Below are 23,217 nucleotides of genomic sequence, written 5' to 3'. Positions count from 1 at the left end.
CCCATTTGAAGGCTAATCATCAAATTCAAAAATCCATGACCTATTCTTACGAACAACTCCGTGATTTCACTTTTGGGATGTTGACCAAAATCGGTTGCCCAGAAGATCAGGCAAAAACCGCAACAGAAGTTTTGCTTTCTGCTGATTTGAGAGGAGTCGATAGTCATGGGGTTGCAAGGCTTTCGGGTTATGTGAGACTTTGGGAAAAAGGCAGAATCAATGCCACCCCTTCCTTGAAAATAGTTCATGAAACACCCTCCACAGCCGTAGTTGATGGGGACGGAGGTTTAGGTTTGGTCGTAGCTCCTTTTGCTATGCAAGTGGCAATTGACAAAGCAAAAAATGCAGGAACAGGCTGGGTTTCGGTAAAAAACTCCAACCATTACGGTATTGCAGGCTATCATGCCATGATGGCTTTACAACATGATATGATCGGGATTTCCTTGACTAACGCGAGTCCATTGGTTTCCCCGACTTTTTCGAAGGAAAGATTATTAGGCACCAATCCTATCTCTGTAGCTATTCCGGCAAAAGGCCAACCAGCATTTGTAGCGGATATGGCTACAACCACTGCTGCCAATGGAAAACTGGAGATTCTACAACGAAAGGGAATGGATACGCCTACAGGATGGGTCCAAGACAAAGATGGAAATCCCACTACTTCTGCCAATGGCGTGAAAGATGGCGGAGCTTTACTTCCTTTAGGAGGAGATCGGGAACACGGTTCTCACAAAGGCTACGCACTTGGTTCTATTGTAGATATCTTTTCGGCAGTGCTTTCAGGTGCCAATTACGGTCCTTGGGTTCCACCTTTTGTGGCGTTCCTAGAACCAGATCCTAATCCAGTTGGAGAAGGAATCGGACACTTTTTCGGAGCAATGCGAGTGGATGCTTTCCGCCCCGCAGACGAGTTCAAAGCTCATATGGACAATTGGATCACTAGATTTAGAGCTGCTAAACCAACGCCAGGAAACGAAAAAGTTTTAATTCCAGGTGATCCTGAGCGTGAATTAGAGGCAATCCGAATGAAAGAAGGCATTCCTTTGCTTGATCCAGTGGTTAAAGATTTGACTGAATTGGGAGCGCGTTTTGGAGTGAAGTTTTAAATTGAAATTTCTAGTTTTTGAAAGGGAAGATGGCTAATTTTTCATTTTTGAAATTTAAATATGCCCATTCCTACACTTTCCTTTAAATCTTCTTTCGAAGAAAACCCTAAACTTGCAAAGCCAGCTAATAAGTTGAGGACTCTATTAGCTTCTATTGAGAAAAAAGATATTCCAGCATCAGTAGAAAGTGAAATTAATGAAATCATATCTGGAGTAAATAATTTCCCAGGTCCTGATCCATTACTTATCAAACAGATTTCCTCAGCACAAACAGCCATTTTAAAGTTGCTAGAAAAAGAGCTCGGAATCTACCCTAAAAATCATTTTCAAACCCAATGGCTTCCGATTGGCATGGCTGCATTTGGAATCCCTATGGGGGTAGCTTTTGGAACTGCCATGGGGAACTTGGCTTTTTTAGGAATTGGTTTACCTCTGGGAATGGCAATTGGAATCGCTATCGGAAACAGTAAAGACAAGGAAGCTGCTGCAAAAGGAAAGCAACTGGACTGGCCATCGGAATAAGCTGATAATCAATTTTTTATTTTCATTCTAAATATTTTCCATTAATTTAATAGGTGACTAACCATCTGTTTGCCATGAAAATATTCCTGCTTTTTCTATCGACCTTCTTTCTACTTGATATTCCACTCCTTCCTGATGGATACCAAGAAGGATATTATTACACTGACAATGGCGAGAAAATAGAAGGCTTCTTAAAATTGAAGAAGTCTGATTACACTAGTTTCAAAAAGAAAAAAACGCGCATATTATTTAAGCCAACAATGGAATCAAGTCCTGTTTCGGTTTCCATTGAAGAAATGGAATCATTTGTTATTGAAGAGGATAGTTTTGCCACTGTCAAAAACATAAAAGTGAATCACATCAACGGCAACTTTGAAGAGGATTTTGCAAAAGTGATTGAAACAGGAAAGATAAATTTATATCAGCACCAAAGCCGAGTAAGTGACGGATTATTCCTTTATGACAAGGAAAACTATGTACTTTCTAAAGACGGAAAAGAATTTTTAGGAATCTATAATCTCAATAAACAACGGGAAGAAATTTCTTTATTTTTTGAAGATCAGCCCGAACTAATGAATCGATTCCTTGACAAAGAATTTGATTCTGATTTGCAAAAATTGATCGAATTGTATAACAACCCTTAAGGACTTTCATCGGGAAAAATCAACGAATTCTAATGTTATTCTGAGTCCCTTTTTGTCGTTATGAAGCTAATCCCAATCAGAAACTCTAAAACCGAAAACACTGATTTTTTCAGCTTCCCAGATTGCCTTCCTATTATCGAAGTCATGGAAGACTATTATAAAAAGATAGGTTACAACTTTCCCTGGGTAGGATATTTTGCATTAGAAGAAAATGAAACTCCAGTTGGAACAGGTGGATTTAAAGGAGTTCCGGTAAATAACAAAATTGAAATAGCTTATTCCACTTTTAAAGAATATGAAGGAAAAGGCATTGGTACTTCCATTTGCAAAGAATTAGTTGCAATCGCCCAAAATCATGATCCTTCAGTCATCATCTCAGCTCGTACTTTGCCCGTTGATTCTCCTTCCTGCTCAATTCTTAGAAAAAATGGATTTATCAATCAGGGCATAATACTTGATCCTGAAGATGGAGAAGTTTTCGAATGGATATTCAAAGCATCTATTTGAAAAACTTGATCATCAAATATCAAATTCCCATTTGACATAGAATTGGCATTGTGTAATTTAAACACTTTGTGAACAAAGACCCCGAAACCTATGACTGCACTAAATCGAAGAGATTTTATAAAAAGTAGTTCTGCACTTATGTCCTTGGCAAGTTTTGGCTTGCTGGGAATGGATTTCAAAGATGAAGAAGGACCATTGAGAGTTGCTCTTATCGGAACAGGTTGGTATGGTAAATCTGATCTTTTCCGATTGATACAAGTAGCGGATGTGGAAGTAGTTGGGCTTTGCGATGTAGATAGCAAGCAATTGGAGGAAGCTGGAAAACTGGTGGCTACGCGTCAAAAATCAAAAAAAGTACCTGCGCTTTACGAAGACTACAAAGAACTTTTGTCCAAAGAAAAGCCAGAATATGTATTAGTAGGAACGCCAGACCATTGGCATGCATTGATTGCTATTGAAGCGGTAAAGAGTGGTGCTCATGTTTATTTACAAAAACCAATTTCTGTAGATGTCATAGAAGGAGAGGCTATTTTGGCAGCGGCTAGAAAATATGATCGAAAGGTTCAAATAGGAACCCAACGAAGAAGTACACCTCATTTGGTTCAGGCAAAAAAGGAAATTATCGACTCAGGTAAACTGGGTAAAATCTCACATGCTGAGGTTTGTTGCTATTACCATATGAGAAACAGCAGTCATCCAGATGTCATGCCTGTTCCAGAAAATCTGAATTACGATATGTGGGCTGGGCCAGCACCTAAGCTTCCATACCGTGGGATTTTGCATCGAGGATGGAGAGCATTTATGGAATATGGAAATGGAATCGTAGGTGATATGTGCGTTCACATGCTGGATGCAGTACGCTAGATGCTTGATTTAGGGTGGCCGGTTCAAGTGACTTCTACCGGTGGGATTTATGTTGACAAAGAATCAATTTCAAATATTTCAGATACACAAACAGCCATTTTTGAATTCCCAGAGATTAACGTAGTCTGGCAACATCGAACTTGGGGAAATCCAGTGGATAGAGATTATCCTTGGGCTTTCAAGATTTATGGAGAAAACGGGATGCTTGCCGGAAGTCCTATGAGAGCTGATTTTTACCCTGAAGGAAGAAATAATGGCGAGCCTATCCACTACCCTGTAGTTTTAGAAAAGGAACAATTCCCTGAAGACGTCACCGAAAAAGATATTGAGATTCATGCAGCGCCAGCTACTCGAGAGCAAATGAAAGATTGGCTTCAGGCAATAGAAAAAGACACTTTACCAGTAGCAGATGTATTGGAAGGTCACATCTCAACAGCTTCCTGCATCTTGGCGAATATGTCCATGGATTTAGGAGGAAGACCCTTGAAATACGATCCAAAAACTATGACTGTCCTGAATGATCCAGAGGCAACAGCTCTATTGAGGAGACCTTATCGAGAGGGATATGTTCATCCTGAGCCTAACACTATTTAAAATTTTAAGTATCAAGGTACCGCATTCACATTATTCCATTTGGTAAAGGATTGGGTTTTTGTATCTTAAGCCATACAATAAACCTCAAACCCTAATTCAATGAATGCTCTCAATCGAAGAGATTTTCTCAAAGGCTCTTCAGCCTTAGCCACACTTGCTAGTTTTGGATTGTTAGGAATGGATTTCAAAGACCAAGAAGGTCCTTTGAAAGTGGCATTAATCGGTGCAGGCTGGTATGGAAAGTCAGACCTTTTTCGGCTTATTCAAGTAGCCGATGTTGAAGTGGTTGGATTAAGTGATCCTGATCAACACATGCTACAAGCTGCTGGTGAAATGGTAGCTACCAGACAAAAATCCGGCAAAATCCCAGCTTTATACGAAGACTATAAAGAACTATTAGCTAAGGAAAAACCTGAATTCGTCTTGATCGGTTCTCCGGATCATTGGCATGCTTTGCAATGCATTGATGCCCTAAAAGCTGGAGCACATGTCTATGTACAAAAACCAATTTCGGTGGATGTCATAGAAGGCGAAGCGATGGTAGCAGCAGCCAGAAAATATGGCAAAAAAGTTCAGGTTGGTACTCAACGGAAAAGTACGCCTCACCTGATCGATGCCAAAGAACAGATTATTGATTCAGGGAAGTTGGGGAAAATCTCGCATGTAGAAATTTGCTGTTATTATCATATGAGAGCCAATGGAAATCCTCCGGTAGAGCCGGTACCTGATTTCTTCAATTATGACTTATGGACAGGCCCTGCTCCTTTGCGCCCCTATGATGGACTTCCACATAGACGCTGGTGGAGAACGTTTATAGAATATGGAAATGGCATCACAGGCGACATGTGTGTACATATGCTCGATACTGTCCGATGGATGCTAAAGCTAGGCTGGCCAACACAAATCAGTTCTTCTGGAGGCATTTATGTTCAGAAAGATGGGAAATCAAATATTTCAGACACTCAATCTGCCGTCTTCGAATACCCAGAACTCAATGTAGTTTGGCAACATAGAACTTGGGGAAATCCCGACGATCCTGCTTACCCATGGGCATTTAAGATTTTTGGTGAAAAAGGAATGTTAGCTGGAAGCACCATGCAGGCGGATTTTACGCCAGTTGACAGAAATGAAAAACCAATCCATTTTGAATGTCTCTTCGAGAGAGAAAAATACCCTGAAGATGTAAATGAGCCGGATATTGAATTGAATGCCGCTCCTGCGACAAGACTTCACATGAAAGACTGGTTGAAAGCAATTGATCAAAATACATTGCCGGTTGCAGATATTGAAGAAGGTCATATCTCCACTGCATCTTGTATCCTGGCTAATATTTCTATGGATTTGGGAGGAAGAATTCTGAAATACGACCCGAAAACCATGACTGTAGTGGGAGACAAAGAAGCAACAGCTTTATTGAGAAGGCCATATAGAAAAGGATATATCCATCCTGAGCCTAAATCAGTCTGAGAATATTAAACTTCAATCGTAAAACCGACTACCTAACGTGTGGTCGGTTTTATTATTTTTAGGCTTTAGAGAATAGAAAGCATGATTCAGATAATCCCTGCCACAACCGAAGATTTAAAACATGTTCAGGCCATCGCCCATCAAACTTGGCCACATACTTTTGGGAATATCCTAAGCCCTAAGCAAATCGACTACATGCTCAATTGGATGTATGACTTGAAAATGCTCGAAAAACAACAATTGGAACAAGGTCATACTTTCTTACTTGCAGAAGAAGAAGGTGAAAAATTAGGGTTTACTGGATTTCAGATTGATCAAGAGCCTGGCAAAACTAAAATTCATAAGATCTATATCTTACCTGAAACACAAGGAAAAGGAATTGGCAAAAAATTGATCCAAGCGATCAAAGAAATTGCGCTTAAAAAAAACCAAACCAGTCTTCTACTCAATGTGAATAAATACAACGAAGGAGCAATTCAATTTTATGAATATTTGGGATTTGTCAACATCAAAAGTGAAGTGATCGATATTGGAAATGGATATGTGATGGATGACTATGTGTTTGAGATGAAGCTTTGAGCGGTTTTAAATCTCCCGCAACGGCGCAGCGCCGCAAATAAAATATTGTCACAATGTGTATGACATATGTTCTTAAACTATTACAGTCTTCCGAATGATGTTATATAGGTCCAAGTCTATAAACTGATCCAGATTTTCAAATCCCCAAAACAGTTTCCCAAAGCACTAAGCCATTGGCTGGAGCGGGAGGTAATTTTTCAAACTTTTCTGGAGACTCAAATCTTTGAAGAATTTCTGAAATTTTCATTTCTCCTTTCCCGATCTGCCAAATTACGGACATCATTATACGAACTTGATGATGTAAAAAACCAGTTCCGGTAATCTCAAAGTAAAAGATCTTCTCTGGGAAAAACTGCCCTAGAAATTCATTTGAGTCCAAAATATCAGCTGAAAGAACTTCACGGTTATAATCCGATTTGTTTTCCGATGGTCTGCAGAAGCCTTTGAAATTGTGTTCCCCAACAAACAATTGACAAGCTTCCTTCATTGATTCCCAATTCAAATCCTCCTTGATATTCACTAGAAAAGCTGAGGCGAAAGGATGGAAAGAGGCTGAGTTAGAAAAATAGTAGCGATAGGTTTTCTTCTGAACAGATTGAATCAGATTAAAACCAGCAGATATTCCCCGCACAGAATTCAATCGAATATCCTGAGGAAGGTGCAAATTGAATTGGGGCAAAAGTGAATCCATATCCACCTCTTCGCGAAGAAAAACCTGAACAAATCCGCCAATACAGGAAACCCCTGCATCTGTTCGACTAGATCCAATCAAGCTAAAGTCTGAATGGCCTAAACAATGTTGAATTACCTTTTCAAGCTTTCGCTGTACAGTTTGCTGATTAGGCTGTGGAGCCCAGCCCTTATATCGTGCACCGAAATAGGAAATAGTAAACAGATATGAAAATGGTCGGGATTGCATCTCTGAATTAATATCTGATAACAGGTTGGATCCAGGCAGTCTCTGTGTCTCCTACTTGATAAGGGTTCTCTTTTAGTTTGGAAGAGATGACTTTCGCTCTCACATACATATCATCCTCTCCTAACTTATAGCTTGCTTTCTTACCCTCAAACTCTGCCAAAAGAACGCCACTTTCATCAGGTCGATTGGTCTTGGTTCCGAAAAATTGGATTTTATAAGAAACACCAGCTTCTGGTTTTATTTTCAGTGACAATGTTTCTCCATCAAAATCAATAGATTTCACCGTAACTCCTGTAGTTGAATAGAAATCTCCACGCTCCATAGCTTGTACCAAAGAAGCCGGATCTAAGCTTTCAGACAAAACCATGACCCATCCTCTACCAGGATTGCTACTGTTTTGATCAAAAACATGGTAATTATGTGCATCATCTACTGCCAATCCATAAAGTATGGGTTTGCCAGCCTGTAAATACGCTGCTTGGACTTTGTCCCACAAAACTTCCATACTAGGCCGAAGGGAATCTCCATAATTATTCACTTGAGGATGTCCGTTGTAAACTTCGAAAAACCGCTCTCCATTCAACTCAATTATATCCTCAGGCGTAATCGCCCAGACAAAATTCGGATGATTGATATGTAAAAACATGGGAACTCCAGTGGAATCACGTTGAGCTTTGACACTATCCAAACCATTCTGTAAAATTTCAGGAATTGAGTTTCCTCCTTCGGCTGGAATCAATTTCTGAATATTCGTCACATTCATATGAAGAGGTTTCTTTTCAAAACTCTCTGTTAATTCCTGCGATTGAATAATCAAAAATTCCCCTTCCTTTTCAAACATCGGTGCATATTCCGCCAAAGTCTTCAATTTGACTTCTATTCTTCCCAATGAATCCTCTCGATAAATTACCTGATCTCCGTATTTCTTCAAATATTTTTGAAACCCCGATTCGTGAGAAGGAGATTTCGGGATTAGCTTCCACTTTTCTCCTTCTGCAAGTGTATTATGATCAGATAAAACCACAAAATCATAGTCATGAGTTTTATACCAATCCATGATCATTTCAGGGTAATCATCTCCATCTGACCAATAAGAATGCGTATGTAGGTTCCCTTTGTACCAGTTCGCACCTTTGGAATTGAATTTACTGGAGGCACAGGAAGCAAAAAGGAGAACTAAAACAGGAAGAATGATTTTTTGGAACTTCATGATGTCTTGCTTTGAAACTCTAATATAACCTACTCACAAAGTAGGACCGTCTGGTTTGGATTAAGAATTCATGATTTTTCTTTAAATCCTCGGTTTCATCTAAAAAGTAAAAACCACCCCATTCCTGAGGTGGTTTTAAGTTTATTTATTGACTTTAAACTAAGCTAAAATCTTAGCTGCTAGCCAGTCACCAACTTGAGAAGTTTTATAAGATGGTCCTCCATCTGCGATATCCTCGGTCACATATCCTTCTGCAAGGGATTGGTTCACCACATCAGAAATCAGTTGAGCCTCTTCTTTCAAGTCAAATGCATAATCAAACATCATGGCTGCAGAAAGAACTGTCGCCAATGGATTGGCAATGTCTTTTCCAGCTGCTTGAGGATAAGAACCGTGGATTGGTTCAAACAATTTGATTGATGTACCCAAGGAAGCAGATGGCATCAAGCCCATAGATCCTGAGATTACAGAAGCTTCATCTGTCAAAATATCTCCAAATAAGTTTTCAGTAATCAAAACATCGTATGCCTTTGGCCACTGGATCAAACGCATTGCCACAGCATCTACAAATTCATATTCAACTTTCACATCTGGATATTCAGGAGCTAATTCCTGAACAGTTTCTCTCCAAAGTCTGGAAGTTGCCATCACATTTGCTTTGTCCACGCAAGTCAACAATTTTCTTCTTTTCTGAGCTGCTTCAAACCCCATTCTCGCCAAACGGGTGATTTCCTCCTTGCTATAAACGTTAGTATCAAAAGCTTTTGTGCCTTGCTCGTTTCTTCCTCTTGGTTCACCGAAATAAATACCTCCAGTCAATTCTCTGAAAAACACGAAATCCACGCCTTCAACTCTATCCAATTTCAATGGAGATTTGTGCACCAAAGAAGGGAAAGTGAAAGTAGGTCTAACGTTGGCAAACAAACCCAATTTTTGTCTCATCAAAAGCAAACCTTGCTCAGGTCTAACCTTTGCTTTAGGATCATTATCATATTTTGGATCACCTATAGCACCGAAAAGGACTGCATCTGATGCTGCTGCGATCTCATGTGTAGAATCCGGGTAAGGTAAACCTGTCGCATCAATGGCGGCTGCACCTACTACTGCTTCTTTAAAAGTGATTTTATGTCCGAATTTTTGGCCAATAGCTTTAACTACTTTGACAGCCTGGTCGATTACTTCTGGGCCGATGCCATCACCCGGCAACAGCGCGATATTCATTTCCATAGAATTTGGATTCTTCTTGGGTTGGATTTTGATTAAATGATTCGACGATGTTAAGCATTTTTTCCGTGGCCATCATCGCTGCCACTGTTTGATCAGGATCAAGTCCTTTTGTTTTGAATATTTTTCCATAATCCCAGGTAATCACCGTTTCCACAAAGGCATCGGTTTTCCCTCCTGGAGGAATGGATACATGATAGTCAATCAGTTTTGGAAGCTCTTTTTTCAAGGATTTATAAATCTTTCTCAAAGCTCTCATAAAAGAATCGTACTGCCCGTCACCGGTAGCACTTTCATCATACATTTTTCCATGAATCTTCATTCGCAGCTGAACCGTTGGTTTCAGACCTTTGGAATGCGTCATGTGATATCCTTCAATATGGATATTCTTTTCAATGGAATTATTCTGAAGAACGTCAGAGATGATATAAGGCAAATCCTCCGTTGTGACGCGCTCTTTTTTATCTCCAAGTTCGATAATTCGCTGAGTCACTTTAGTCAATTCCTCTTTCTCCAAAGAAATACCTAACTCCTCCAAATTCTTCAGAATATTGGCTTTCCCTGATGTTTTGCCCAAAGCATATTTTCTCTGCCTTCCAAATCGCTCTGGAAGCAAATCATTAAAATAAAGATTCTTTTTATTATCACCATCGGCATGGATTCCAGCTGTCTGGGTAAATACATTCTCCCCAACCACTGGTTTATTGGCAGGAATATGCTGACCAGAAAACTGCTCTACCAACTTACTGACTCTGTAAATCTTCTGTTCCTGAACATTAATTTCAAGATCTGTAAAGTCTTTGATCACAGCAATCACTGATTCCAGAGGAGCATTTCCAGCTCTTTCTCCTAATCCATTGATCGTGGTATGAATTCCTGAAGCCCCATGCAAAATTGCTTCCATGACATTAGCCACAGACAAATCATAGTCATTGTGCGCATGGAAATCAAAATGAACTTGGGGGTATTTCTCTGTGATTTGAATAAAATATTCCTTCGTTTCTTCAGGAGAAAGCAAGCCCAAAGTATCTGGCAGCATAATGCGCTTGATCGGTTGCTTCGAAAGAAACTCAATCAAATCAAGGGTATACTCAGGAGAATTTCTCATGCCATTGCTCCAGTCCTCCAAGTAGATATTTACATCAATCTCGTTTTCTTGGGCATGCGCAATACTTTTCGCTATATCGGCGAAATGCTGCTCTTGCGTTTTTTTGAGTTGATGGACAAGATGGTTCAGAGAACCTTTCGTCAATAGATTCATGACTTTGGCACCTGCTTGAATCAGCCAATTGACTGATGCTGGCGTATCGACAAAGCCTAACACCTCCACTCGGTCCAAATAGCCTTTTTCAGCTGCCCAATGGGTGATTTTTTGTACTCCTTCCAACTCCCCATCAGAAACGCGAGCTGAAGCAACTTCAATGCGGTCTACCCGGAGTTCTTCCAAAAGCAGTTTCGCAATCTGTAGCTTTTCAGAAGGCAAAAAGGAAACTCCTGAGGTCTGTTCGCCATCCCTCAGGGTTGTATCCATTATTTCTATGCGTCTCTGATTATCCATCAAATATTATCTCGTTTTTTCAAACTTATCGATTTCCGACTCCATGTTTAATAGGTAGTCGATATCGTCAAAACCATTCTGCATGTTATCCTTTTTGTAAGAATTGATGTCAAATGATTCTGATTCTCCTGTAGTCAGAAGTGTGATTGTCTGAGCAGGAATGCTCACTTCAATTTCAGTAGAAGGGTCGCTGGCAATTGCATTGAATAGTTTCTCTGCAAATTCAGGAGAAACTGTCACTGGCAAAACGCCAATATTCAGACAGTTATTCTTGAAAATATCTGCGAAGAAACTTGAAACAACGCATCTGAAGCCATAATCATAGATCGCCCAAACCGCATGTTCACGGCTGGAACCTGATCCAAAATTCTTTCCTGCAACTAAAATTTTTCCAGAGTAAGTTGGATCATTTAGTACAAAATCCTTTTTAGGATTTCCTTCCACATCATATCTCCAGTCACGGAATAAGTTGTCACCAAATCCTTCACGCTCTGTTGCCTTAAGGAAACGAGCAGGGATGATCTGGTCAGTATCTACGTTTTCAGCCGGCAAAGGAACTGCCGTGCTGGTCAAAACGGTAAATTTATCGTAAGCCATTTTTTCGAATTGTAAAATTGAAAGATTAGAAGACTGAAAAATTAATTTTCAAATACTTCCCTAGGATCACAGATTTCGCCTCTCACGGCTACAGCTGCTACTGTCAAAGGAGATGCGAGCATCGTTCTCGCTCCTGGTCCCTGGCGACCTTCAAAGTTTCTGTTTGAAGTTGATACCGCATACTTGCCTGATGGGATTTTATCATCATTCATAGCAAGGCATGCAGAGCATCCCGGTTGTCTTAATTCAAATCCAGCCTCTTCCAGGATTTTAACCAATCCTTCTTCATGAGCCATTTTCTCGACTTCTTTAGAACCAGGAACAATCCAAGCAGTTATGTTATCTGCTTTCTTATGCCCTTTTACAAAAGATGCTACCGAACGAATGTCTTCAATTCTACCATTGGTACAAGAACCCACAAATACATAATCCACTTTTTTACCCTTCACTGGTTCCCCTGGGGCAAAGCCCATGTACTCCAATGATTTCAGATAAGAAATTTTGTTGCTTCCTTCCATACCTTCTGTAGTCGGAATATTTCCTTTCACTTTGATGCCCATACCTGGGTTGGTACCATAAGTGATCATTGGTTCAATATCAGCCGCTTCAAAAGTGTATTCTTTGTCAAAAACAGCTCCTTCGTCAGTTTTCAAAGCGGACCATTCTGCTACTGCCTGATCCCAAGCTTCGCCAGCTGGAGAATATTGTTTGCCTTTCAAATAATTGAAAGTTGTTTCATCTGGAGCGATCAACCCACCTCTTGCACCCATCTCGATAGACATATTACAAATGGTCATTCTAGCTTCCATAGATAGACTTTGAATTGCTGAACCAGCGTATTCCACAAAATATCCAGTTGCTCCTGCAGCAGAAATTTTAGCAATAATGTAAAGAATGATGTCTTTCGAAGTCACACCAGAACCAAGTTCACCATCCACGGTGATTCTCATTTTCTTTGGCTTGGATTGCATGATACACTGGGTAGCCAAAACCATTTCCACTTCTGAAGTACCGATTCCAAAGGCAATTGCTCCAAAAGCTCCATGTGTCGAGGTATGGCTATCTCCGCAAACGATGGTCATACCTGGCTGGGTAATACCCAATTCAGGTCCAATCACGTGAACGATTCCATGATGGGCAGATCCCAAATCATGCAATTCGATGCCGTATTTCTTACAGTTTTCACGAAGTCTCTCCACTTGCATTCGAGAAAGCTTGTCTTTGATCGTCTGATCTTGATCTACTGTAGGCACGTTGTGATCTGGAGTAGCGATGGTGCGATGCGGATATTTCACAGTCACACCTCTTTTCTCCAAGTTTAGGAATGCCACAGGAGATGTTACTTCATGGATAAAATGCTTATCGATGAAGAATACATCTGGTCCAGAAGGTACTGATCGTACCACGTGAGCATCCCAGATTTTATCAAATAATGTTGTCTTTTCCATGATTTTAAGCAGTCGTATATTCTTTGACTGGTATTTTGTTTAGGGCATCAACAAAAGCCTGAGCAGATGCTAAGACAATGTCTGTGTTGGAAGAAAATCCATAGTAAGGCTTTTCACCTTTGATCAATCTCATGTGAACTTTGGCCACATCATCACTTCCATGTGTGATGGCCTGGATTAGGAATTCTTCTAGGTCAACCTGTGGTTTCACAATTTTATCGATGGCTTTCAAAACAGCATCAACTGGTCCATTTCCATGGGAAGTTGCTGTATGAGGCTCGTCTCCTATTTTCAATGAAACCTGTGCCTGAATGCTTCCATTGGAAGAATAAGTCACTGTTCCCAGTTCGATGAAATTGGATTCCTCCATGTATTTTCCGACAAGTCCCATCAGGTCTTTTCTTCCTATATCTCTTTTAGAATCAGCTAGAATCAAAAATGCCTCATAAACTTCTCGCAAAGCATCGCCTTCTAGTTCCACTCCCAAAGCATCTAAATGGTGCTTCAAAGCTGCTCTTCCAGATCTTGCTGTTAATACAATTGTTGATTCATCGACTCCCACTTCTTTCGGATCGATGATCTCATAGTTTTCTCTATGCTTCAATACACCGTCTTGGTGGATGCCGGAAGAATGCGCAAATGCATTTCTACCCACAATTGCTTTGTTAGGCTGTACTGGCATATTCATTAACTTGGAAACCAAACGGCTAGTCTTATAGATTCTAGGCGTTACGATTTCTGTATGAACAGGAATTGATTTATGGCACTTAATAGCCATCACCACTTCTTCCATGGATGTATTTCCTGCGCGTTCACCGATTCCGTTGATAGTCACCTCTACTTGTCTCGCTCCATGCTGCACACCTGCCACAGTATTAGCTGTTGCCATGCCTAAGTCATTATGGCAGTGAGTCGCAATAATTGCTTTATCAATGTTTGGAACATTGTTTTTCAAACTAGCAATGATGGCACCGTATTGTTCCGGAAGGCAATATCCAGTCGTATCAGGAATATTCACTACAGTAGCACCCGCTTTGATAACCTCTTCAATAATTTTGCAAAGGAAATCCGGTTCGGATCGACCTGCATCTTCTGCATAGAATTCCACATCCTCCACGAATCTTTTCGCAAATTTCACAGCTGCGACACCACGCTTGATGATATCATCAGGCGTGGATCTCAGCTTGAATTGAATATGGTAAGGTGAAACACCGATTCCGGTGTGGATTCGCCCTTTCTTAGCATATTTGAGTGCTTGGGCTGCTACTTCGATATCCTTTTCAACGGCTCTCGAGAGGGCACAAATGATTGGGTTTGAAACTGCCTTTGAAATTTCCACTACCGAGTTAAAATCCCCCGGGCTGGAAATTGGAAAGCCGGCTTCGATGATATCTACACCTAGTTCTTCCAAAGCTTTCGCCACCACAATTTTCTCCTGGGTATTCAGCTGACACCCTGGCACTTGCTCCCCGTCTCTTAGGGTTGTGTCAAATATCCATAGCTTTTCACTCATAGTTCTTGGGTTTTAAGTTTAATTGTTTTCTGGTCTCAACTGTCTGACGACGGCGCCTGCCTGCCACATTTCAGAATCTCTCAATTCTTTCAGTTCAGCTTCCAATTTCACTCTGTAATCTTCTTTGGAGTTAGAGTCGATTGACTTTTGAGCCTCCTTACCAGTTTTCACACTGTTATATAATTCTTCAAACACCGGCTTAGTAGCATCTCTGAAAGGCTTCCACCAATCCAAAGCACCTCTCTGGGCAGTGGTGGAGCAGTTTGCATACATCCAGTCCATTCCATTTTCTGCTACCAACGGCATCAATGACTGAGTCAATTCTTCTACAGTTTCGTTGAAAGCTTCAGATGGAGTATGTCCATTTGCTCTCAACACTTCATACTGTGCTGCGAAAATTCCTTGGATAGCACCCATCAAAGTTCCTCTTTCACCCGTCAAATCTGAAGTCACTTCTCTGTAGAAATCAGTTTCGAACAAGTATCCAGATCCAACACCAATACCTAGTGCTACAACTCTGTCTTTAGCCTTTCCAGTTCCATCCTGATAGATCGCAAAAGAAGAATTCAAGCCTCTTCCTTCTACAAACATTCTTCTCAAAGATGTTCCAGAACCTTTTGGTGCAACCAAGATCACATCAATATCCGCTGGAGGAATAATTCCGGTTTTTTCTTTGTAGGTAACACCGAATCCGTGAGAGAAATACAATGCTTTCCCTGGAGTCAGATGTTTTTTCACAGTTGGCCAAAGAGCAATTTGACCAGCATCAGAAAGAAGGAACTGAAGAATAGTACCTTTTTCACAAGCTTCTTCCAGTTCAAATAAAGTTTCACCAGGAACCCAACCGTCTGATACAGCTTTGTCCCAAGTTTTAGATCCTTTTCTTTGACCCACGATAACATTGAAACCATTGTCTTTCAGGTTCAAAGCTTGTCCTGGTCCTTGTACTCCGTAACCCAAAACTGCAATCACTTCGTCCTTTAGGACTTCTCTAGCTTTTTCCAAAGGAAATTCTTCTCTGGTTACTACGTTTTCTTCTACTGTGCCGAATTTTAATTTCATGTGCTTAGTAATTTGATTTTTAATGGCCAATTGGAGGTCGCTAGGTTTGATTTGATTAGGCGACAACCAAGAGAGGTCATTTCATGAGTTTATTATTTATTGAATGATCTCATGGAATCTAAACAGACAAGAAAGCCTCAGAGAAGCCTCTTGAACATCTCGATTTCATAGGTTTACGATTTGATTTTTCTTATTTGACGTAACTATCGATGGTATGCATTCTTTTGGCTACGGCCACTCTACCAGAGCGGGCAAATTCCAAAAGTCCATATCCTTTCAATATTTCAAGCAGTTCTTGAGTTTGTTCTTTATGTCCTGAAAGCTCCAAAACCACGAATTCAGGTTCAGCTGCAATGATTTTCGCATTATGCTGACGGATTATTTTTTCAAGGCCTCCATCCAATTTTGAAACTGGAATTTTATAGAGCGCAATCTCTTGATAAACCACCCCTTCATCTTCATGATAAAATGCCTTGATCACATCAATGATTTTTTCAATCTGATTGACGAGTTGAATGACGGTATCTTCACTTGCCGTCACTTCGATGGTGATGCGATGAATCCCTTCAATTCTGCTTTCAGAGGCAGTAAGTGCATCGATATTGATTCCTCTTCTAGTGAAGATGATCGTGATGCGATTGAGAATACCGATAAAGTTTTCGGTAATCACAAAAATGGTGTAACGTTTCATAGGCCTGAGTTAACTAAGTCTTACCTCTTCTACAGAACATCCCGTAGCGATCATTGGGAAGACATTGTCTTCTTTTTCCACTACTACTTCTAGGAAGTATGGTCCGTCATGTATCAACATGTCTTCGATGGCTTCATTCAAATCTGCGCGATCGGTCACCTTTTGGGATTTGATGCCGTACGCTTCAGAAATTTTCACAAAATCCGGATTATCCAATTCTGTAAATGAATAGCGCTTATCGAAAAACATTTGCTGCCATTGTCTTACCATGCCCAAGTAATTATTATTGAGCAAAATAATTTTCACAGGAGCTTTAGTCTGCATGATCGTTCCAAGTTCTTGAATAGTCATCTGGATTCCTCCATCTCCAACTACACAAACTACTTGTCTGGAAAAATCAAACATCTGGGCTCCTAATGCCGCTGGCAACGCAAACCCCATGGTTCCCAAGCCACCTGAAGTAACCTGAGTTCGGGATTTTTTGTAATTAAAATATCTCCACGCAATCATCTGATGCTGACCTACGTCAGTCACCAAAACTGCGTCATCTGCTTTGTATTGATTCACTTGATGAATTACTTCACCCATGGTAAGTCCAACTTTGGTTGGAGTGATGTCATGCTGTACAACCGCAGCATTTTCTTCTCTTTCCAATTCGCGGAATCTTTCCATCCACTCTTTGTGAGACTTCTGCGATACAGCTTCCGTCAATAAGGCCAAACTGTCTTTACAATCACCCAGAATTGAATGGTGGCATTTTACCGTTTTACTGATTTCTGCCGGATCTAATTCTAAATGAATGATTTTAGCCTGCTTGGCATATCTTTTCACATCTCCAGTAACACGGTCATCAAATCTCATCCCAACTGCAATCAAAACATCGCATTGGTTGGTAAGCATATTTGGTGCATAGTTTCCATGCATCCCAAGCTTTCCTACAAAGTTTGGATGATCTTGCGGAAGTGCTCCTGAACCCAATAAGGTAGAAGCTGCAGGAATTCCCGTTTTGTCCAAAAAGGCTTTAAACTCCGCCTCTGCTTTTCCCAAAACTACACCTTGACCAAATAAGACATAAGGTCTTTCTGCTGCGTCAATCACAGCAGCTGCCCTCTCAACATCAGTTTTGTTGATTTCAATTTTAGTCTGATAAGATCTAAAGCCTAAACATGGGACATAATTGAATTCCCCAAAATCAGTTTGGGCATTTTTAGTAATGTCTATCAATACCGGTCCAGGTCTGCCAGATCTTGCAATAAAGAATGCTTTTGCGATAGCCGGAGCAATATCTTCTGCTCTTCTAACCTGAATATTCCATTTGGTCGAAGGCATAGACATGCCTAGGATATCAGTTTCCTGAAATGCATCCGTACCTAACAAATGAGCCGCAACTTGACCGGTAATACATACCAAAGGTGTACTATCGATCAATGCATCTGCTAAACCTGTAATTAGGTTGGTGGCACCTGGCCCTGAAGTAGCCAAACAGACACCGACTTTTCCTGAGACTCGTGCATACCCCTGCGCTGCGTGGATTGCTCCTTGCTCATGTCGGGTAAGTACATGTTTGATTCTATCGTGGTAATCATACAGTGCATCGTACACTGGCATGATTGCACCTCCGGGATATCCGAAAATAATTTCGGCATTTTCCTCTATGAGTGTTTTGACTACGATATCAGCTCCTCGGATCATCAAGTCTTTCATAGGCTTAAAATTTATCTGTTACACAACCTTCAGATGCTGTAGCAACAAGTTTATTGTATTTTTTCAATGTTCCCTGCAAACCAGAAATTTCTTTTGGTTTCCAGGTTTTCTTCCTCTCTGCAAACTCCTCTTCAGAAACTGCCACAGAAAGCTTTAAATTATCAGCATCAATGGTAATGATATCTCCATTTTGAACCAATCCGATTGGTCCTCCACTGAATGCTTCTGGAGTAACGTGTCCTACAACAAATCCGTGCGTTCCTCCGGAAAATCTTCCATCAGTAATCAAGGCAACGTCAGAACCTAAACCAGCACCAATGATCATGGAAGTTGGCTTCAACATTTCTGGCATACCAGGACCACCTTTCGGTCCAATATTTCTAATGACGATTACTTCACCTTTTTCGATCTTATGATCACGGATCGCATCATTGGCATCCTGCTCAGAGTCAAAAACATGAGCTGGACCTGTAAATGAACTTCCCTCTTTCCCGGTGATTTTTGCAACAGCTCCTTCTGGGGCTAGATTGCCTGACAGAATGCACAAATGCCCTGTTGCTTTGATTGGAGTTTCCAAAGGATGAATCACATTGACCATAGAAACAGTCACTGGCTCAACATCTTTTAGATTCTCTGCCAAAGTCTTACCGGTTACAGTAAGGCAATCTCCATGCAAGAAACCCTTATTCAACATGTATTTCATGAATGCTGGCAAACCGCCTTGCTCATGAAGATCTTCCATCATAAACTTTCCAGATGGTTTGAAGTCACCGATCATTGGAGTTTTAGCATTGATTGCTTTAAAATCATCAATCGTGAAATCAACTCCAGCAGTCCTTGCAATTGCGATAATATGCATCACTGCATTAGTGCTACCTCCAAGTGCAATGACACAAGTGACAGCATTTTCAATACTTTTTCTGGTAATGATATCACTTGGCTTAATATCCTTCTCAAGAAGAATACGCATGTATTTATTGACCTCGGCACATTCTCTCAACTTCTCTGGTGAATTAGCTGGATATGATGCAGAATAAGGCAAAGACATCCCCATTGCTTCAATTGCAGAAGACATGGTGTTTGCCGTGTACATTCCTCCACAAGCTCCCTTTCCAGGGCAAGCATTTCGGATCACGCCATCATAATCCTCATCAGAAATATTCCCATTAACTCTTTTGCCAAAAGCTTCAAAAGCGGAAACAATATTCAGCTTCTCACCTTTGTAATGTCCGGAGGCAATTGTTCCTCCATATAATAAGATAGATGGTCTATCAGTTCTGATCATGCCCATTAAGGCACCTGGCATGTTTTTGTCACAACCTGCGACAGCCACGCAACCGTCAAAAGAATGTCCTACGATAAAAGATTCAATTGAATCTGCAATGATCTCTCTGGAAACCAAAGAGTAACGCATTCCTAAAGTACCCATGGTAGTTCCATCAGAAATGCCAATGGTATTAAAAACCAAACCGGTCAGATCGTGCTCCTGAGAGGAGGCTTTGATCAGACCGGCAAAGTCGTTGAGGTGCATATTGCAGGGGTTACTTTCATAGCCACAACTCGCTATCCCTACAAAAGGCTGTTTCATCTTTTTATCGCTCATTCCGGTGGCATACAACATAGCCATTCCGGCCGGATGTTCCGGATTTTCACTGATTTCCCAACTGTGTTTTTTCAGGGTCATATTGGTGTGTAAAAAAAAGTGCCTCAGGTTTAGTGAGGCACTTTAGATTTTGTTAATTCATTATAAATAGTCTAGTGCCTCACTTTTAACATCCAATGAGAATAATTAAGCTTAGCAAAATGACTACTTTATACATAGTTATGTCGAAGGTTTCTTTGATTCGATTCGTATTACAAGACAAACTTAAAACTGAAAATTCAGACTTACAATATTTAATTTTACCTGAAGAGCAATTGTAAGATATTTTATATAAGTATTTTAGAAATTATCAGTATTTAATTTCAACATTGGCCAGCAATGCACCGTTTTTTAACAAATAGATTTGCCGTTTTTTCAAAATTCAAAATTTTGTACTGATTTCGATATATTTTAAAATTTTTGAAAAAACTCTCGGTTCTTTTTTAATGAATTCGAAATAAAGCATCATTTGATTCAAAAGAAACATTTTTGTAAAAAATCTAAAAAACTCTGCTCCTATTCCTCCCTGAAAAATTATCTTCTATTTTTGACCAAACTACAAGATCACCCATGATTTGCTTCCCCAATGCCAAAATCAATTTAGGACTACACATTACCTCTAAAAGAAATGATGGGTATCACGAGATTGAAACCTGCATGTATCCTATTCCACTTTTTGATGCTTTGGAAATTATTATTGACCCGAAAAGATTTCAATGGAACAGTACAGGTATTGCGATTCCTGGAGACCCAAAAGACAATCTGATCATTCAAGCATACCAGCTTTTGAAAAAGGATTTCCCAAGTCTACCTCAGGTTTCGATTCACCTGCATAAAAATATCCCTATGGGTGCTGGACTGGGAGGAGGATCTGCAGATGCAGGCTTTGCATTGAATCTGATGAACAACCTTTTTGACCTGATTCTAGACGACTTCTTTTTAGAGGAATATGCCGCAAAACTTGGTAGTGATTGTCCTTTCTTTGTTGAAAACACACCAAAAATCGCCACTGGCCGTGGTGAAATACTCGAAGCTGTAGACCTGAATTTAAAAGGAACATACCTTGTCTTAATTAATCCGGGAATCCACGTAGGCACAAAAGAGGCTTACGCAGGTGTGAAGCCTAAAAAGCCAGAAGTGAGCTTAAAGGAACTGATCCAAGACAAATCCAGGTGGAAAGATGAATTGATCAATGATTTTGAGCCAAGTGTGTTCTCGGCATATCCAGAGATCGGCCAGATCAAATCTCAACTGTATCAGTCAGGGGCATTCTATGCTGCCATGTCAGGATCTGGATCTACAGTTTTTGGATTATTTGATAGCAAACCTGAATTATCGAATCGAAATTCTGATTACTTCTATTTCGAATCTCTTCTCTAATTAATTCCTGATAATCGCTTGGCTTTCCTTCTTTTGTTGAAAAAATTAAGGACTGGATAAGAAAGCACAGAAATCAGGATAATGGTTGTGCCCAAATAAAACTGCGGTGTCATTTTTTCGCTTTCTCCAAAAACCAAAACAGCCAAAATAATCCCATAAACTGGCTCTAGATTAATAGTCAGATTGATGGAAAAAACTGACAGCCGTTTCATTAACTCAACCGAAACTGAAAAGGCATAAACAGTGCAAACTCCTCCCAGAATCAATAACCAAAACCAATCATAGCCTTCCCAATTCATTTTCAATCCATCTTCTGACAAGAAATAGGAATAAAAAGGCATAAAGAGAGCAGAGAAAAGACAGGCTCCCGCCATTTCATAAAAAGTAATTTGATACGGACTATGCTGCTGTGTGAGTTTCCCATTGATGACCGAAAAAGTAGCTGCCAAAAATGCAGATCCCAAGGCCATAAACAAGCCTAACCAATATCCGCTTTCAAAGCTGAAAATCACCAAAAGCCCTGAAATAACCAGCAGCCCCAAACCCACTTCGTACCATTTGATTTTTGATTTATTGAAAACCGGCTCCACAAATGCAGTCCAGAGCGAAGTCGTGGCCATCCCGGCTAGGCAAACGGATGCAGTGGAAACTCTGGCAGACCAAAAGAAAAGAATCCAATGCAAAGAAATGATCAAACCCGTTGCTGTCACTTTCACCATCTGCCTTGGAGAAATCAGCAAGGACTCTTTCTTAAATAAAAAAAGAAAAGCCACTCCAATAGACGCTATCAATGTGCGATAAAACACCAGTTCAATAGCTGGCAAACTGATCAGCAATCCCAAAATGGCAGTAAAACCCCAAATCAGGACTATAAAATGAAGCATCAGGTAGTCTTTCAGCGAACCTGTCATTTAGCGAGGGACGGTTTTGTATAAAACTAGCCCAGTAAGCGCAAATAATATATTTGGCAGCCAAACAGCTAGAATTGGATAGCTGGATCCATTTTCAGCAAATGTCCGGGAAAGAATAAAAAGCAAAATGTATATGAATGCCAGCAAGAATCCCATGGCAATTTGGAAACCTGATCCGCCTCTGGTTTTGCGAGCAGACATGATCACACCTATAAAAGTCAGGATTATTGCCGCAAATGGCGACATAAATCGCACATAACGCTCTATCTTATAAAAGGCCACATTATCCGCTCCTCGGTCTTCCAAAATCCTGATCTGCCTGCCAAGTTCAGGAAGTTTCAAAGTTTCATGATGATTAGGAGGTAGATCAAAATCCGCAGGAGTGATAGATAAAGTGGTGTCTAATTTCTCACCCGTTGTATAGATCTCTCGGTCTTCTTTTAATTCTCTAAGCCTCCAGTTAATAAGGGTCCAGGCATTTTTAGCCGTATCCCATTCGATGCGATCAGATGATAATTTCGCAAGCAACTCCCCGTCTTTTATTGTTTCCAGAGTAAAATAATAACCTGTATTACCAGTCTTATAGAACCTACTCATATAGGCATAAGATTCTGGTCCTACTTTGATATGAGGATTAGGATCAGAGGAAGTCTTATTCTTTTCCAAATAGTTTAACCTGAACTTGGTAACACCTTCTGTAGCTACAGGTAAAACCCATCCATTCAATAGAAAACTCACTCCTCCAATCATCATCGCAGCAAAAATAAAAGGTCGTAGTAACCTAGGGAAACTCACTCCACTACTCAAAATTGCAATGATTTCCGTTCGTCCTGCCATTTTGGAAGTAATGAAAATGACAGATATAAAAACAGTAATTGGCGTCAATAGATTGTTCAAATACAAGCCATAATTGGCCATGTACTTTAGAACCTCAGGGGTAGGAACACTATTCCTGATGTAGGTGTCATTCTTCTCTGTAAAATCCAGCACCAATACAATCAGAATCAACATGACCACTACAAAGAAGTAGGTCTTTAAAAAATCCTTGATGATCAGTTTGTCGAGAAGTTTCATG

At 40.3% G+C, this 23,217-nt stretch carries 20 protein-coding genes and 1 pseudogene; 8 read left to right on the top strand and 13 right to left on the bottom strand.

What is annotated here, in order from left to right; translation table 11 throughout:
- Positions 1 to 35 precede the first annotated feature (35 nt).
- From J0A69_RS06785 to J0A69_RS06755, 7 genes and pseudogenes are all read left to right on the top strand, one after another.
- Positions 36 to 1,106, top strand: a complete 1,071-nt coding sequence (locus tag J0A69_RS06785; RefSeq protein WP_206585753.1) for an Ldh family oxidoreductase — start codon at positions 36 to 38, stop codon at positions 1,104 to 1,106.
- 60 nt (positions 1,107 to 1,166) lie between these two features.
- The gene (locus J0A69_RS06780) at positions 1,167 to 1,628 is read left to right on the top strand and encodes a hypothetical protein (protein ID WP_206585752.1); all 462 of its coding nucleotides are present in this window, start codon (positions 1,167 to 1,169) and stop codon (positions 1,626 to 1,628) included.
- A 74-nt stretch (positions 1,629 to 1,702) separates the two neighbouring features.
- Entirely contained in the window at positions 1,703 to 2,272 is a 570-nt protein-coding gene (locus J0A69_RS06775; RefSeq protein WP_206585751.1) for a hypothetical protein, read from the top strand.
- Between the two features lie 60 nt (positions 2,273 to 2,332).
- Positions 2,333 to 2,779 (top strand): GNAT family N-acetyltransferase, encoded by a 447-nt coding sequence (locus tag J0A69_RS06770; protein WP_206585750.1) that lies wholly within the window; start codon positions 2,333 to 2,335, stop codon positions 2,777 to 2,779.
- A gap of 90 nt (positions 2,780 to 2,869) precedes the next feature.
- Positions 2,870 to 4,237, top strand: a pseudogene (locus tag J0A69_RS06765) (Gfo/Idh/MocA family protein).
- Positions 4,238 to 4,336: 99 nt separating this feature from the next.
- Positions 4,337 to 5,704 (top strand): Gfo/Idh/MocA family oxidoreductase, encoded by a 1,368-nt coding sequence (locus J0A69_RS06760; RefSeq protein ID WP_206585749.1) that lies wholly within the window; start codon positions 4,337 to 4,339, stop codon positions 5,702 to 5,704.
- Between the two features lie 81 nt (positions 5,705 to 5,785).
- Positions 5,786 to 6,283 carry a GNAT family N-acetyltransferase gene (locus J0A69_RS06755; protein ID WP_206585748.1) on the top strand — a complete coding sequence of 166 codons (498 nt, stop codon included), beginning with the start codon at positions 5,786 to 5,788 and terminating at the stop codon, positions 6,281 to 6,283.
- Positions 6,284 to 6,419: 136 nt separating this feature from the next.
- Here the strand turns inward: J0A69_RS06755 and truA are convergent, their stop codons facing one another.
- The 11 genes from truA to ilvD all read right to left on the bottom strand — a co-directional run bounded on the left by truA (position 6,420) and on the right by ilvD (position 19,893).
- Positions 6,420 to 7,202 carry a tRNA pseudouridine(38-40) synthase TruA gene (gene truA / locus J0A69_RS06750; protein ID WP_206585747.1) on the bottom strand — a complete coding sequence of 261 codons (783 nt, stop codon included), beginning with the start codon at positions 7,200 to 7,202 and terminating at the stop codon, positions 6,420 to 6,422.
- Positions 7,203 to 7,209: 7 nt separating this feature from the next.
- Positions 7,210 to 8,412: a CehA/McbA family metallohydrolase domain-containing protein gene (locus J0A69_RS06745; RefSeq protein WP_206585746.1), complete on the bottom strand. Its 1,203-nt coding sequence runs from the start codon at positions 8,410 to 8,412 to the stop codon at positions 7,210 to 7,212.
- 159 nt (positions 8,413 to 8,571) lie between these two features.
- Positions 8,572 to 9,639, bottom strand: coding sequence for a 3-isopropylmalate dehydrogenase (gene leuB / locus J0A69_RS06740; RefSeq protein WP_206585745.1), 1,068 nt, complete (start codon positions 9,637 to 9,639; stop codon positions 8,572 to 8,574).
- Positions 9,608 to 11,194 carry an alpha-isopropylmalate synthase regulatory domain-containing protein gene (locus J0A69_RS06735; RefSeq protein ID WP_206585744.1) on the bottom strand — a complete coding sequence of 529 codons (1,587 nt, stop codon included), beginning with the start codon at positions 11,192 to 11,194 and terminating at the stop codon, positions 9,608 to 9,610. Before J0A69_RS06735 ends, leuB begins: the two co-directional genes overlap by 32 nt.
- A 6-nt stretch (positions 11,195 to 11,200) precedes the next feature.
- The gene (gene leuD / locus J0A69_RS06730; protein WP_206585743.1) at positions 11,201 to 11,791 is read right to left on the bottom strand and encodes a 3-isopropylmalate dehydratase small subunit; all 591 of its coding nucleotides are present in this window, start codon (positions 11,789 to 11,791) and stop codon (positions 11,201 to 11,203) included.
- Positions 11,792 to 11,832: 41 nt separating this feature from the next.
- A complete protein-coding gene (gene leuC, locus J0A69_RS06725) occupies positions 11,833 to 13,239 on the bottom strand; it encodes a 3-isopropylmalate dehydratase large subunit (RefSeq protein WP_206585742.1) in 1,407 nt (468 codons plus the stop codon).
- Between the two features lie 4 nt (positions 13,240 to 13,243).
- Entirely contained in the window at positions 13,244 to 14,752 is a 1,509-nt protein-coding gene (locus J0A69_RS06720) for a 2-isopropylmalate synthase (RefSeq protein ID WP_206585741.1), read from the bottom strand.
- Between the two features lie 18 nt (positions 14,753 to 14,770).
- On the bottom strand, positions 14,771 to 15,814 hold the full coding sequence (gene ilvC, locus J0A69_RS06715; RefSeq protein ID WP_206585740.1) for a ketol-acid reductoisomerase: 1,044 nt from the start codon (positions 15,812 to 15,814) through the stop codon (positions 14,771 to 14,773).
- 190 nt (positions 15,815 to 16,004) lie between these two features.
- Positions 16,005 to 16,505 carry an acetolactate synthase small subunit gene (gene ilvN, locus J0A69_RS06710; protein WP_184496026.1) on the bottom strand — a complete coding sequence of 167 codons (501 nt, stop codon included), beginning with the start codon at positions 16,503 to 16,505 and terminating at the stop codon, positions 16,005 to 16,007.
- Between the two features lie 9 nt (positions 16,506 to 16,514).
- Positions 16,515 to 18,209 (bottom strand): biosynthetic-type acetolactate synthase large subunit, encoded by a 1,695-nt coding sequence (ilvB, locus tag J0A69_RS06705; protein WP_236032676.1) that lies wholly within the window; start codon positions 18,207 to 18,209, stop codon positions 16,515 to 16,517.
- 4 nt (positions 18,210 to 18,213) lie between these two features.
- A complete protein-coding gene (gene ilvD / locus J0A69_RS06700; protein ID WP_206585739.1) occupies positions 18,214 to 19,893 on the bottom strand; it encodes a dihydroxy-acid dehydratase in 1,680 nt (559 codons plus the stop codon).
- A gap of 528 nt (positions 19,894 to 20,421) precedes the next feature.
- On the opposite strand from ilvD, the gene ispE reads away from it, so the two are divergent.
- Positions 20,422 to 21,231 carry a 4-(cytidine 5'-diphospho)-2-C-methyl-D-erythritol kinase gene (gene ispE / locus J0A69_RS06695; RefSeq protein ID WP_206585738.1) on the top strand — a complete coding sequence of 270 codons (810 nt, stop codon included), beginning with the start codon at positions 20,422 to 20,424 and terminating at the stop codon, positions 21,229 to 21,231.
- Here the strand turns inward: ispE and J0A69_RS06690 are convergent.
- On the bottom strand, positions 21,228 to 22,142 hold the full coding sequence (locus J0A69_RS06690) for a DMT family transporter (RefSeq protein ID WP_206585737.1): 915 nt from the start codon (positions 22,140 to 22,142) through the stop codon (positions 21,228 to 21,230). The two genes, ispE and J0A69_RS06690, sit on opposite strands and share 4 nt — an antisense overlap.
- On the bottom strand, positions 22,143 to 23,216 hold the full coding sequence (locus tag J0A69_RS06685; RefSeq protein ID WP_206585736.1) for an LptF/LptG family permease: 1,074 nt from the start codon (positions 23,214 to 23,216) through the stop codon (positions 22,143 to 22,145).
- Between the last annotated feature and the right edge of the window lies 1 nt (position 23,217).

This window comes from Algoriphagus pacificus (genome assembly GCF_017254845.1).
Classification (GTDB): domain Bacteria; phylum Bacteroidota; class Bacteroidia; order Cytophagales; family Cyclobacteriaceae; genus Algoriphagus; species Algoriphagus pacificus.
Note: the sequence above shows the minus strand (reverse complement) of the source record. Positions and strands in the feature narration are given on the sequence as shown.

Excerpts from the sequence above, each read along its gene's own strand:
- J0A69_RS06785 (WP_206585753.1), top strand. The coding sequence starts at position 36 with ATGACCTATTCTTACGAACAACTCCGTGATTTCACTTTTGGGATGTTG.
- J0A69_RS06780 (WP_206585752.1), top strand. The coding sequence starts at position 1,167 with ATGCCCATTCCTACACTTTCCTTTAAATCTTCTTTCGAAGAAAACCCT.
- J0A69_RS06775 (WP_206585751.1), top strand. The coding sequence starts at position 1,703 with ATGAAAATATTCCTGCTTTTTCTATCGACCTTCTTTCTACTTGATATT.
- J0A69_RS06770 (WP_206585750.1), top strand. The coding sequence starts at position 2,333 with ATGAAGCTAATCCCAATCAGAAACTCTAAAACCGAAAACACTGATTTT.
- J0A69_RS06760 (WP_206585749.1), top strand. The coding sequence starts at position 4,337 with ATGAATGCTCTCAATCGAAGAGATTTTCTCAAAGGCTCTTCAGCCTTA.
- J0A69_RS06755 (WP_206585748.1), top strand. The coding sequence starts at position 5,786 with ATGATTCAGATAATCCCTGCCACAACCGAAGATTTAAAACATGTTCAG.
- truA (WP_206585747.1), bottom strand. The coding sequence starts at position 7,202 with ATGCAATCCCGACCATTTTCATATCTGTTTACTATTTCCTATTTCGGT.
- J0A69_RS06745 (WP_206585746.1), bottom strand. The coding sequence starts at position 8,412 with ATGAAGTTCCAAAAAATCATTCTTCCTGTTTTAGTTCTCCTTTTTGCT.
- leuB (WP_206585745.1), bottom strand. The coding sequence starts at position 9,639 with ATGGAAATGAATATCGCGCTGTTGCCGGGTGATGGCATCGGCCCAGAA.
- J0A69_RS06735 (WP_206585744.1), bottom strand. The coding sequence starts at position 11,194 with ATGGATAATCAGAGACGCATAGAAATAATGGATACAACCCTGAGGGAT.
- leuD (WP_206585743.1), bottom strand. The coding sequence starts at position 11,791 with ATGGCTTACGATAAATTTACCGTTTTGACCAGCACGGCAGTTCCTTTG.
- leuC (WP_206585742.1), bottom strand. The coding sequence starts at position 13,239 with ATGGAAAAGACAACATTATTTGATAAAATCTGGGATGCTCACGTGGTA.
- J0A69_RS06720 (WP_206585741.1), bottom strand. The coding sequence starts at position 14,752 with ATGAGTGAAAAGCTATGGATATTTGACACAACCCTAAGAGACGGGGAG.
- ilvC (WP_206585740.1), bottom strand. The coding sequence starts at position 15,814 with ATGAAATTAAAATTCGGCACAGTAGAAGAAAACGTAGTAACCAGAGAA.
- ilvN (WP_184496026.1), bottom strand. The coding sequence starts at position 16,505 with ATGAAACGTTACACCATTTTTGTGATTACCGAAAACTTTATCGGTATT.
- ilvB (WP_236032676.1), bottom strand. The coding sequence starts at position 18,209 with ATGAAAGACTTGATGATCCGAGGAGCTGATATCGTAGTCAAAACACTC.
- ilvD (WP_206585739.1), bottom strand. The coding sequence starts at position 19,893 with ATGACCCTGAAAAAACACAGTTGGGAAATCAGTGAAAATCCGGAACAT.
- ispE (WP_206585738.1), top strand. The coding sequence starts at position 20,422 with ATGATTTGCTTCCCCAATGCCAAAATCAATTTAGGACTACACATTACC.
- J0A69_RS06690 (WP_206585737.1), bottom strand. The coding sequence starts at position 22,142 with ATGACAGGTTCGCTGAAAGACTACCTGATGCTTCATTTTATAGTCCTG.
- J0A69_RS06685 (WP_206585736.1), bottom strand. The coding sequence starts at position 23,216 with ATGAAACTTCTCGACAAACTGATCATCAAGGATTTTTTAAAGACCTAC.